Raw genomic sequence first — 11,813 nt, 5'->3', positions numbered from 1 at the left:
CTCAAAGCAGTAAGACTCAAAGCAGTAAGACTCAAAGCAGTAAGACTCAAAGCAGTAAGACTCAACGCAGTAAGACTCAACGCAGTAAGACTCAACGCAGTAAGACTCAACGCAGTAAGACTCAACGCAGTAAGACTCAACGCAGTAAGACCCAGCGCAGTAAAACTCGTTGCGCTAAGACTCAACGCGGCACGCCGCCACGCGTGAAGACCCAGCGCGCCAAGACGCCACGCTGCAGAACCCGGCGCAGCAAACTCCACCGCGCTAAAAACTCAATGGCGCAACGCGCGCCATTGACCGGGCGCCAGCCCGAAACGCCGCGTGAACGCGTGCGTATACGCGCTCTGATCGCCGAAGCCGATATCCAACGCGATATCGGTCAACGAAAGGCGCGGATCGGCGAGCAATGTGAGCGACGTATCCAGACGCAGACGCTGCAAATAGCGATGCGGCGTTTCGCCGAAGGCCTCGATAAAAAGCTGATGAAAGCGCCGCATACCGAACCCGCAATGGGCGGCAAGGTCGGCGATCCGCAGAGGCTCTGATAAATGCGCGCGCAACCAGCGGTCAATACGCGCAAAGTCGAGACCGGCGCCGGCCGCCTGGGCGCCCGCCGTCGTGCCCGCGTCTGTCACTAGCGCGGCGCCGAGGCGTGCTGCTGCGTCCCAATGAAAACGTCGTGTGTCCAGATCGTCGCCTTGAGCGCCGCCGGTGGCGTGCGCGGCGATGCGATGTACAAGCTGCGTCAGCGAGGCGTCCACCGTGACGGCCCGCGCGCGGTCGAACAGCCGTTCCGGCACAGCGAGCGACGACGCCGGCAAGTCCAGAACCAATTGCCGGTTCTCGCCGATGCCCGCGTAATCGTGTCGCGCGCCTGCCGGGATGAGCCACGCGGAGCCGGCGTCGATCTGGTGCGCGACGCCGTCTACCGCCATTACCATCGCGCCGTCGAGTCCCAGCACGACCTGATGAAAATCGTGCACGTCCGACGCTTCGATTGCGCCGTAGCGGCGCAATGTAACGCTAGGTGCGGTAACGGCGGCGTGACTCATAGACGAGACGGTGCGCGGCAACAGAACGGCGAAAAAACTTAGACGCCGAGCAGTTCGACTTCGAATACGAGCGTCGCATTCGGCGGAATCACGCCGCCTGCGCCGCGCACGCCGTAGCCGAGCTGCGGCGGGATGGTCAGCTTGCGGGTGCCGCCGACCTTCATGCCTTGCACGCCTTCGTCCCAGCCCTTGATGACCATGCCGCCGCCCAGCACGAAAGCGAACGGGTCGTTGCGGTCCTTGCTCGAGTCGAACTTCTGACCATCGGTCAGCCAGCCGGTGTAGTGAACGCTGACGGTCTTGCCGGCCACTGCCTCGGCGCCGGTGCCTTCAACGATGTCTTCGTACTTCAAACCGGATTCGGTAGTCACAGTCGACATGTGTCGCTCCTTGGATCAAAAACGTAAAAACCGACATTGTAGGCGTGTTGACGCCGCGTCGCCCAGGAATGCCGCGTGGCACGCGGATTGCGTGAACACTGGTCGTCCGGCCAGGCTGATCGCGCCGGATCGCGTGCCTATAATGGGGCTTCTTTCAATCATCATGCACCGCCTGAGAGGGCTCGATCGTGACAACGTCTTCAACCGGAAATGCTGGCGCAAAGCTGGTGCCTTCCGGCTTCGCCGTCTCCGAACGCACCGCGCATCTGCGCGCTGAAACCGCGCTGTTCATGCGTGACCATGTGTTGTCACTGGTGTCGCACGACCTGCGTGGTCCATTGAATGCCATTCATAGCTGGGCCTACGTGCTGGAGCGCAAGCTCGACGCGAACGACCCCAACGCGCAACGCGCAGTCACCGGCATTCGTAACGGCGTGGATCAGCAGGTCAAGCTGCTCGAGACGATCGTGGACGCCACGCGCGCCGAAACCAAATCATTGGCGCTTGCCTACGCGCCATTTTCCCTGCATCCGTTACTCGATGAGATGGCCGAAGAAGTCCGCGCAGGCCTCGCGCGCGCTCGCGGCGTGGAAGTCACGGTCGATTCGCAACTTGCCACTGAGCAACTCAACGGCGACCGCGAGCGCCTCGCGGCCGCGCTATGGCTAATGCTCACGTTCGCGGTCGAAACCAGCGCCGAAGGCGCTACGGTCACGCTGCTCACGAAAGCGGATACGAGCGCATGGCATGCCAGCGTCGCGTACGAAACCAACAGCGCCGCGTTGGAGGACCCCTCCTTGCCGCATGTCCTCGAAGCGTTTGCCCGCAAGCAGGCGCGCGAGCCGCGCGAAGCGAAGCGGATCGCGTGGGTGCTCGCGCTGTGCAAGCGCATTGCGGAAGCGCACGGCGGCAGTTTCGAGCAAGGCGACGCGACCGACGGCACCACGGCCACGCTCGCGCTGCGCGTCCCGCTGCACGCAACGGCTGCGAAATGAGCGGTTCGACATAGCTGCGTGCTCCGCGCGAAAAGTTTTCACCGAGCTTTCACCCTCTATACTGACAACTTTTGTTGCCGGAGCCTTTCGCTTTGATCCAGGTTGTCGCCCTTATCGGTGCGTTGTTTCTCGTCGCCCTCAACGGTTTCTTTGTTGCCGCTGAATTCGGTCTCGTCAAACTGCGGCAGACGCGCGTGCAAAGCCTTGCCACCAAACACGGCATGCGCGGACGTCTGCTGGGCAAGGTGCACGGACGCCTCGACGCTTACCTCTCCGCATGTCAGCTCGGCATCACGCTGGCGTCACTCGGGCTTGGCTGGATCGGCGAGCCCGCGTTCGCGGAATTGCTCACGCCGGTTTTCAGCCTTCTCGGCGTCGAGTCGGAGAAACTGATCCACGGCATCTCGCTCTTCTTCGCGTTCTCGTGCATTTCGTTCCTGCACATCGTGGTGGGCGAACTCGCGCCGAAGTCGCTGGCGATTCGCGAGGCGGAGAAGGTCTCGCTATGGGCCGCCACGCCGCTGTACGGCTTTTATTGGGCCATGTATCCGGCGATCTGGGTGCTCAATACGAGCGCCAACGCCGTGCTCAAACTGGCCGGGCTCGACGCCGATCACGGCCACGACTCGCACTATTCGACCGACGAACTCAAGCTGATCCTGCGCGGCCGGCGCGCCAACGTCGCGACGGAGTTGGGTTCACCGGACGGCGCCTACAGCCAGGACGAGTGGAACACGATCGCGCACTCGCTGGACTTTTCGCGTATGACCGTGTCGGACCTCATGCGTCCGGCCTACGAGATGATCGGCCTGCGCCGTGATCTGCCGTTGCGCGAAAACATGCAGGTGGTGGCGCGGCACCGCTTCAGCCGCTATCCGCTGTTCGAAGACGCATCCGGCGAACGCGTGGCCGGCATGATCCATTTGAAGGACTTGCTGTTGGCCCGCCACGCGGGCAGCACGCTCGACGATCTCTCCAAATACGCGCGCCCGGTGCAGTACGTCACGCCGGATTTGCCGGCGCTCGAACTGTTTCGACGCTTCCGCAAGGGCGCGCCGCACTTCGCGCTGGTCGGCCATAAGCGCGAGAAGCCGATCGGTTTTCTGACACTCGACAATCTGCTAGGTGCACTGGTCGGCCAGATCCACGACGAATTCCGTCAGGGCGACGCCGACTGGACCCGCATGGACGACGGCACCTTGATGGGCAAGGGCAGCTTGCCGGTGGTGTCGCTGGAACGTGCGTTGGGCATCGACATCGACGAAGGCAAGGCCGAATCGGTCGGCGGCCTCGTCATTCAGGCGCTCAACGATCTGCCCACCGAAGGGCAGCGAATCGAGTTCGACCGCTTCGACGTGGTGGTCAAGAAGATGAAAGGGCCGCGTATCGTGCTCGTGCGCGTCTATCCGAAAACTTTCGACGACGAAGGCGGTTAACGCGCAATTGCGCCGCCCGACTCAGCCAGAGGCAATATCCGAAGGAGCGCGCTGCAGCGTCGCGCAGGTAGAATTGGCGTCCACACCATTGGGGGCGACATGGGATATCTGCTGGTGCTGTGCGTCGGATTGCTGGCCGGCACATTGAGCGGCGTGGTCGGCACCGGCTCGTCGATGATGTTGATGCCTGTCCTCGTGATGCTGTTCGGTCCGCAACAGGCAGTGCCCATCATGGCGATCGCGGCAATCATGGGCAACTTCGGCAAGGTTCTCGCGTGGTGGCGCGAGATCGACTGGCGTGCGTGCGGCGCCTACTGTGTGACCGCCGTGCCGGGTGCGGCACTGGGCGTGCGCACGCTGCTCGCGTTGCCGCCGCACGCGGTCGAAATTGCGTTGGGTTTGTTCTTTGTCGCCATGGTGCCCACGCGGCGTTGGCTCGCGCGGCGCGCCATCAAGTTCTCGTTGTGGCAGCTTTCCCTGATTGGTGGCGCGGTGGGTTTTCTCACCGGGATCGTCGTGTCTACCGGCCCGATTACGGTACCTGTTTTCATGTCCTATGGTCTCGTGAAGGGCGCTTTCCTTGCGACCGAAGCGGCGGGCTCGCTGACCGTCTATGCCGCCAAAGTCGCGGTTTTCAATCATTTCGGCGCTTTGCCTTTACACGTGGTGATCGATGGCCTGATTACCGGCTCCGCGTTGATGGCCGGCTCGTTTGCCGCGCGGACAATCGTGGTTCGGATGAGTCCCACGACGTTCAAACTGGTGGTCGACGGGTTGATGCTGTCGTCGGGGCTGTCGCTGCTTTGGGCGGCGGGGCGCTAGGCCCGGCAGACAGCTTCCGAAAATCACGCCGCTTGCGCTTCTGCCTCCGATAAAAGACCCATAAGAAAGGAGGTTTGAGCGCGTCCGCTCAAACCTCCTTCGCTCTGCCAATCTCGCGGATCAACTGCGTGGCACGCCGTCCTCCACCAATACCGCGATCGGCATGGCGCCCAATGCATCGCGCAGATACAACAATCCGTTCTCATCGACCTTGGGCGCCGCGGGGCTTAGCCAATCGAACAGCGCTCTCGCGGACAGGTCGGGCGGCATCTCTACCGCCGTGTTCTCCCATTTCTCGGGATCGACCATCGGCAAATCGCCTTTCTCGCCGAGCAAACCGGCAGCGAGCCGGCTCGCCACCACCACGGCCCACGCATTGCCATGGCGGCGCGCAAACGCGATCACATTCGACGCGTGCTTGCCGCGCACGGCGAGCGGCAGATATTCGCTGTGGCTCAGCAACTCGGGCAAATGCGCCCGCAACGCCAGCACGCGTTGCACCACCGCGAGTTTCACGCGTCCGTCATGCCAACTCGACAGGAATTCGGACGGTGGCGTTTGCGCGAGCCATGCCTCGCGTTTGGCGAAATCGACAGGCCGCCGGTTGTCCGGATCGACCAGACTGAAATCCCACAACTCGGTGCCCTGATAAAGATCGGGAATCCCAGGCGACGCCAACCGCAACACCGTCTGCTGCAAGCTATTGAGCGCACCGGCGCGGCCGATTCGCTCGACGAACGCGGACAATTCCTTCAGGAATCCGTCACGCCGCTGCGGCGCCAGGATGTCGAACAGGAACTCACGGCAGGCAGCTTCGTAGGCTTCGTCCGGGGCGAGCCAGTTGGTTTGCAGCTTGGCTTCGCGCAACGCCTTCAATTGCCATTGCGCAACGCGTTCGGCCAGTTCCTTCACGCCGGCTTCGTCGTCCGGTCGCAGGTCGGGCGGCCAGCAACCCACCAGCGTTTGATACAGCATCGCTTCGGCGGCGGGGCCGGGCGCCCAGTCGTAGCTCGTGTCCTGGCCGACACTGCTGACCGGCTTGCCGTCGAGCGCACGACGATGCGGCGCATTCAGCGTGGACCACGCACGCAGCGTCGCGCTCCAGTCTTGCGCGATCTCACTCAAGACAGCGATCCGCGCGCGCACGTCTTCGCCACGTTTGTGATCGTGGGTAGCGGTCGCGAGCATGGCGTGAGGGAAGCGCTGTGATCGCTCCAGATTCGATGCATGAAACTGTTCGACCGACAACGAGAATTCGCCCGGATCCGCGCCGACTTCGTTGCGCGACAGCAGCCGGCCATAGCGATAGCACGCCGTGTCCTCCACCGCCTTCGCGGCAACCGGCGCCGTCAACTGCGAAAACAGCGTCTGCGCGGTGCGCCGCGCGGAACCGGCATGACTGGGCGGCGCGCCGTTCGGGCTTTGCTGCTGCGGCGCGCCGCTTCGTCCGGCCGGCGCTTCTTCGGCGCTGCCGCCAAGCCACGCATTCACGCGTTCGAGTGCGACATGGTCCGCGCGCGCAAGCGAGCGTCGCGCGCCCTCCAAGGCCTGCTCGAAATAGACGTTATCCGCCGTGCTGCGCAGACCGTTCTGCGGATAGATTCGATACACCGGAAAGTGCACGACCAGCTCAGTCAGCACACGCCGCAGCGTGGTGAACGTGAAATCGCGCGTGGTCAGCGAATCGCGTGCAATGCGATGCAAGGCGCGCGCCGCGCGGTCCAGTTCCGCCGAGAGGTTTTCCGCGAGGATCTTGCGGCGCGCGGCGAGGGCTTCGTCGGCGAAACGCGGGCTGCGGCCAGTCAGTTCGGCCCACGTTTGAGCGAGCGGCTCGGCGCCGGCCGGATCGTGCAGCAGCGCACCCACGTCGTTCATGAAGTCATAGCCGGTCGTGCCGTCCACCGGCCAATCGTCGCGCAGCGGTTCGCCACGTCCGAGAATCTTTTCGACCACCACATACGGCGCGGTGTCGCGCAGTTCAGTGAGGCGCTGCCGCAAACGCTGACAGTATTCACGCGGCTCGGCGAGGCCGTCGACATGGTCGATCCGCAAGCCGTCCACCACGCCTTCCTGATACAGGCGGAAAGGCAGCGCATGCACGGCCTCGAACACTTCGGGCCGTTCCACGCGCACACCGGCGAGCGTCGAGATGTCGAAGAAACGCCGCCAGTTCACTTCGTCGGACGCGGTGCGCCACCACGCAAGGCGGAAATGCTGCCGCTCGATCAGCCGGTGCAGGCGGTCACGCGTCACAGGGTCGCCCGAAGAATACGTTTCGAGTGCGAACTCGATCGCCGTGCCGCCGTTCTGCGCGACGAATTCGCGCAGCATGTCGCGGCCTTCAGCTGCGCGCGGATGATCGGTGGGCTGGGTCGTCAGTCCGTGGAAACGCTCGGCGAGCGCGTTGAGATCGGAGCGGTCGGCGCTTTGCAGGATCGAGGCGTAGTCGGTCGGACACACCGGAAACACGTGCGGTCCGTAGCCGATATAAAAACGCCCCAGGTCGGCGGCGAAATGCAGCGCAATGCGGCCAGTCGCCAGTTCCTCGCCGTACGACGCACCGAGCGTGGGCAGCAGCACCTTGCCGCGCAACGCCGGATCGGGCGAATGCCAGTCCACGTCGAAGTGACGCGCATAAGCGCTGTGACGCCCCCATTCGAGGATATCGAGCCACCATGCGTTGCTGGAGCCGCCAACGCCCATATGGTTCGGCACCGTGTCGATGATCAGCCCCATGTCATGCGCGCGCAATTTGTCGACGAGGCGTTTCAGGCCCGCCTCGCCGCCGCATTCGGCGCTGACCTGGGTGTAGTCGACGGTGTCGTAGCCATGCATGGAACCCGGTTCGGCCGTCGTGATGGGCGAAGCGTACACGTGGCTGATGCCGAGCGCGGCGAAGTACTCGACGTGCTTCGCGGCATCGTCGAAGGTAAAGCCTCGATGGAACTGGAGGCGAAGCGTGGAGCGCGGGACGGTCATGGCGTATCAGGCTCCGAAGAAGCGTTGGAAGAAGGAACAGAGGCAGTGGCGGCGCGGCGCTCGCGATCGACCGCGAGCAGGCGGTCGCAGAAGGCGTCGTTCTCGAACAGTTCATTGACCGGCAAGGCGACGCGGCGCCGCCAGTTCGGATGCTCGTCGATCGAGCCGGGCAGGTTCGGCTGCTCGACCTGCGCGAGCAGATCTTCGAGCGGGAATGTCACCAGCGGGCCGGGCGTTGCGGCGACAAAGGCGAGCGCTTCGTCCACCGGCGCGTTGTCGGGCGGCGGCGCAGGGACGTGGTGCGCGGCCACGCCGGCCTGCTGGAACGCGCGCCACAACAATGCGCGGTCTTTCGCGCGCTCTTCCTGGGCGGCTTCCTCGGGATCGCGGCCGTCGGCGCGCGCCATCGTCTGGCCGATCTTGTTGCGCCATGTAATGTCGCTGCCGCGCCACCAGCCGGCGACGGTCGGCAAATCATGTGTGGTCGTCGTGCCGACTGCATTGCGATCCCAGGCGGCGGGCGGCTTGAACCCTTTGCCGTCGTGCGCGCTCTCGAACCACAGCACACGAATGCCGGCGATGCCGTGCTCTTCGAGCCGCTCGCGAAAGCCGGGCGGCACGGTGCCGAGATCTTCACCAATCACGATGGAGCGATGCCGCCACGATTCGAGTGCGATCAGACGCAGCAAGTCTTCGAGCGGATAGCGCAGATAGGCGCCGTTACGCGCGCTTTCGCCTTCCGGCACGAGCCATAGCCGCCGCAAGCCGAGAATATGATCGATGCGGATGCCGCCGGCATGCGCGAAGGCCGCGCGCAGCATGTCGATAAAGGCTGAAAAGCCCTGCATGCGCATGGCACGCGGGGAGAACGTAGTGAGCCCCCATGCCTGGCCGGCCTGGTTGAACAGATCCGGCGGTGCGCCGACCGATACGCCTTGGAGCATGTCGTCACGGTAGGACCATGCGTGACTGCCTGCGCTATCGCAGCCGACTGCGAGATCGGCGATCAGTCCGACGGACATGCCGGCATCGCGCGCCGCATGCTGCGCGTGCGACAAGCCCTTGGCGGCGAGCCATTGCAGAAACAGATGGAAATCGACCTCGTGACGATGGGCCTCGGCGAAGGCTTCGACTTCCGGGCTGCGCGGATCGCGCAACGCCTCGGGCCAGTTACGCCAATGTCCATTGCCGCCTTCCTGCGACAACTGCGCTGCCTGCAGTGCTTCGAAGCGTGCGTGATCTTCGAGCGCGCGTCCGGCGCGTTCGCAGAAGCCGTGAAATTCCAGCGCGCGCGCCGTGTTCTGCGCGCGATCGTTCGCGCAGAATTGCTCGTACAGCGCGCGCAAGACCTTCAGTTTCAACACGACCGCGTTCGGCCAGTCGATCAACGGCAGGTCTTCGAGTTTCGACCAGGCGTCGGTGGCCTGCGCGGCTTCGAGCGCGGTGTGGACCGCATTCGCGCCGAACACGGCGGCGGCGTCGATATGCGTGACGTTCAACCACAAACGCGACGACGGCGAGTACGGACTGAAGCGGTTCGGCTCCGCGCTGAACATGGCGTGAGTCGGGCTGACGGCGAGCGCGTGCGCGCCACGCTTCGCGCTTTCAACGGCGATCTGCGCCAGCGCGGAATAATCGCCGATGCCGCCGTCGCCGATCCTGCGCAAGCCGTACAACTGCGCCGCGATGCCCCACAGCGGCGGCGCGGGCGTGTCGTCGCCGGCGTCGTCGTGATCGTGCAGCGTGCGCCAGGCGTCGGCGACGGTATAGCAGCGCGGCGGTGCGACGGCGAGCGTCACCCGTTGCTCGTTGATCACGAGCGTGTGATAGCCGGGTTCGTCGATCGGTGCAAGCAAAGCTTCCTCGCCTTTGGGCGCCGTGAACCGGCCGTCGATGATCGAGCCGCTTTCGAGTTCGATCCGATAATGGCTGCCCGACTTGATCGCCGCGGCGGGCAGGGCGATGCCGCGCCCGACTTCCGCGGTCATCAGTGGCGGGAGTTTGCGGCCCGAAAGTTCGGCCTCCAGAGCAGCCGAACTTTGGCGGATTTGCGTAGCGTTGCCGCACGGCAGACCCATCCGCTCGAGCAGCACGGCGAGCGTGGTCTCGGGCACATGTTGCGTCGTATGGTGCGCGTCCTGCCACTCCACCTCGAAGCCGGCGCGCGAGGCGAGAGTGACGACAGTGTCGTGATGGCGTCGGGTTGTCACGCGTGGCGCTCCTGTTGACCCGCAATGCGCGCGTCGTGGTGGATCGCATAGTCGCTGACGTCGCCGGTCAACCATGCGACGAACGCGTATGTCGGCAAGACCTTGACATCGACCTGTTCGCGCACGCGCGGCGGCGTTTCGAAAATGACTTTGCCGGCTGGCGCCTCGGCCAACGCGACATTCTCTTTCGAGAGGTTCAGCGCAATCGACAACGTCTCGCCGTCGGCGAGTTTCCAGCGGGCGACGAGCGCATTGGCATCGCCGCCGTTCGCGGCGGTCAGCACGGTCACGCCGCACGCCTTGCTGTGTTTCAGACGCGGTGTGATCAGTTTGGCGCGCACCGCCAGCGCGGATTTGTAGAAATGCATCCAGTCGAGCCGGTCTCTCGTTTCGTCGTCGCTGTACTGTGGCGCTTCATCCGGCGCGGGCGGCGACGATGCCGCGAACGTCTTCACGTCGTTCGGATCAGGAATCTGGGCGCGCCGCTTCTCGTCGCTGAACGACGAAAAGCGCGCGAATTCACGGCGCCGTCCTTCGCGGACCGCGTCGGCGAGTTCGCCCGTGTAGTCGGTGAAAAACAGGAAGGGTCGCGTCGAGCCGTATTCCTCGTCCATGAATAGCAGCGGGATTTGCGGCGACAGCAGGAGCAAGGCGGTGGCGGCGCGCAACGCTTCGTCCGAGGTCAGTTTGCGCAAGCGCTCGCCGAACGCGCGGTTGCCGATCTGATCGTGGTTCTGCAGGAACATCACGAAAGACGTGGGCGGTAAATGTCCGCTCGCTTCGCCGCGCGGCTTGCCGTCATGAATCGGCGACGCGTCGCCCTGATAGGCAAAGCCTTCCGACAGTACGCGCGCGAGGCGGCGGATAGGCTGGTCCTCATACGCGTGGTAGTAGCCTTCCGTTTCGGCGGTCAGCAGAACGTGCAAGGTGTTGTGCGCGTCGTCGCTCCATTGCGCGTCGAAATGCGTTTCCAGAAGGCTCGCGCTGTTGTGCTCGTTTTCCAGCACCAGATGCACATGCCGGCCGTGCTGCACTTTGGCGCGGATATGATCCGACAATTCACGCAGCCACGCATGATTGTCGATGGCGTGCACCGCGTCGAAACGCAAACCGTCGATGCGATATTCGTTGATCCAGTACACGGCGTTATCCGTGAAAAAATCGCTCACTTCACTGCGCTCGAAATCGATCGCCGGGCCCCACGGCGTGTGTGTGCCTTCGCGGAAAAACGAGCGGGCGTACTGGTGCAGATAATTGCCGTCCGGTCCGAAGTGGTTGTAAACCACATCGAGGAACACCATCAGGCCGAGGCCGTGTGCCGTGTCTATCAGCGCTTTCAACTCTTCCGGGCGGCCGTAGGCGGAATCAGGCGCATACGGCAGCACGCCGTCATAGCCCCAATTGTGCTTGCCGGGAAAGTCGTTCAGCGGCATCAGTTCGATGGCGGTGACACCGAGCGCGGCGAGCGCAGGCAGGCGCTTCTGCACGCCCGCATAGCCGCCCATGGCGCCAACGTGCAACTCGTACAGCACCGTTTCTTCCCAAGGGCGTCCGTGCCAGCCCGTTTGTTCCCAACGGTACGCGCGTGGATCGATGACTTCGCTCGGTCCATGCACGTCTTGCGGCTGAAAGCGCGATGCCGGATCGGGCACCGCATGTTCGCCGTCCAGCCGGAAGCGGTACAGCGTGCCCGCGCCGCTATCGACGCTTGCTTCGAACCAGCCATTGCCGGCGGGCGTCATGTCGTGCGCGCCTTGGGCGGGTCCGTTCTCGATTTCCACCTGAACCTGCTTGCAGGAAGGCGCCCAGAAGCGAAACCGCGTGCGCGGCTTCGTACCCGCCGCGCCGATGAGTTGCGCGCCAAACGGCAGACAATGCGCGTGATGATGCGCGTGGGGATCAATCGGACTTTCGGACATGATTCGTCACCATTCAGTTT

At 63.9% G+C, this 11,813-nt stretch carries 9 protein-coding genes; 4 read left to right on the top strand and 5 right to left on the bottom strand.

The features are described from left to right. Positions 1 to 207: hypothetical protein (locus P0D68_RS29640; protein WP_408468785.1), on the top strand; the 207-nt coding region annotated here is incomplete at its 5' end. A gap of 65 nt (positions 208 to 272) precedes the next feature. On the opposite strand, the gene P0D68_RS29635 is transcribed toward P0D68_RS29640, so the two are convergent. After that, positions 273 to 1,052 (bottom strand): AraC family transcriptional regulator, encoded by a 780-nt coding sequence (locus tag P0D68_RS29635; protein ID WP_408301648.1) that lies wholly within the window; start codon positions 1,050 to 1,052, stop codon positions 273 to 275. Between the two features lie 38 nt (positions 1,053 to 1,090). Next, positions 1,091 to 1,432 carry an FKBP-type peptidyl-prolyl cis-trans isomerase gene (locus P0D68_RS29630; RefSeq protein WP_027803023.1) on the bottom strand — a complete coding sequence of 114 codons (342 nt, stop codon included), beginning with the start codon at positions 1,430 to 1,432 and terminating at the stop codon, positions 1,091 to 1,093. A 188-nt stretch (positions 1,433 to 1,620) separates the two neighbouring features. Here P0D68_RS29630 and P0D68_RS29625 point away from each other — a divergent pair, with 188 nt between their 5' ends. From P0D68_RS29625 to P0D68_RS29615, 3 genes are all read left to right on the top strand, one after another. Continuing rightward, the gene (locus tag P0D68_RS29625; protein WP_408301646.1) at positions 1,621 to 2,427 is read left to right on the top strand and encodes a sensor histidine kinase; all 807 of its coding nucleotides are present in this window, start codon (positions 1,621 to 1,623) and stop codon (positions 2,425 to 2,427) included. 92 nt (positions 2,428 to 2,519) lie between these two features. After that, the gene (locus P0D68_RS29620; RefSeq protein WP_091809002.1) at positions 2,520 to 3,863 is read left to right on the top strand and encodes a hemolysin family protein; all 1,344 of its coding nucleotides are present in this window, start codon (positions 2,520 to 2,522) and stop codon (positions 3,861 to 3,863) included. 99 nt (positions 3,864 to 3,962) lie between these two features. Continuing rightward, positions 3,963 to 4,685 (top strand): sulfite exporter TauE/SafE family protein, encoded by a 723-nt coding sequence (locus P0D68_RS29615; protein ID WP_091804832.1) that lies wholly within the window; start codon positions 3,963 to 3,965, stop codon positions 4,683 to 4,685. A 120-nt stretch (positions 4,686 to 4,805) separates the two neighbouring features. Here P0D68_RS29615 and treY read toward each other — a convergent pair whose 3' ends face one another. The 3 genes from treY to treZ are packed head-to-tail and all read right to left on the bottom strand — an operon-like array spanning position 4,806 to position 11,793. After that, positions 4,806 to 7,664, bottom strand: coding sequence for a malto-oligosyltrehalose synthase (treY, locus tag P0D68_RS29610; protein WP_408301643.1), 2,859 nt, complete (start codon positions 7,662 to 7,664; stop codon positions 4,806 to 4,808). Then, positions 7,661 to 9,874: a 4-alpha-glucanotransferase gene (gene malQ, locus P0D68_RS29605; protein ID WP_408301641.1), complete on the bottom strand. Its 2,214-nt coding sequence runs from the start codon at positions 9,872 to 9,874 to the stop codon at positions 7,661 to 7,663. Before malQ ends, treY begins: the two co-directional genes overlap by 4 nt. Further along, positions 9,871 to 11,793: a malto-oligosyltrehalose trehalohydrolase gene (gene treZ / locus P0D68_RS29600; protein WP_408301639.1), complete on the bottom strand. Its 1,923-nt coding sequence runs from the start codon at positions 11,791 to 11,793 to the stop codon at positions 9,871 to 9,873. The genes malQ and treZ overlap by 4 nt, the downstream gene beginning before the upstream one ends. Positions 11,794 to 11,813 lie beyond the last annotated feature (20 nt).

Origin of the sequence: Paraburkholderia sp. RL17-380-BIE-A (assembly GCF_046028085.1) — a bacterium.
Lineage (GTDB): Bacteria > Pseudomonadota > Gammaproteobacteria > Burkholderiales > Burkholderiaceae > Paraburkholderia.
The sequence above is the reverse complement of the archived record's forward strand: the minus strand, read 5'-3'. Positions and strand labels throughout refer to the sequence as shown.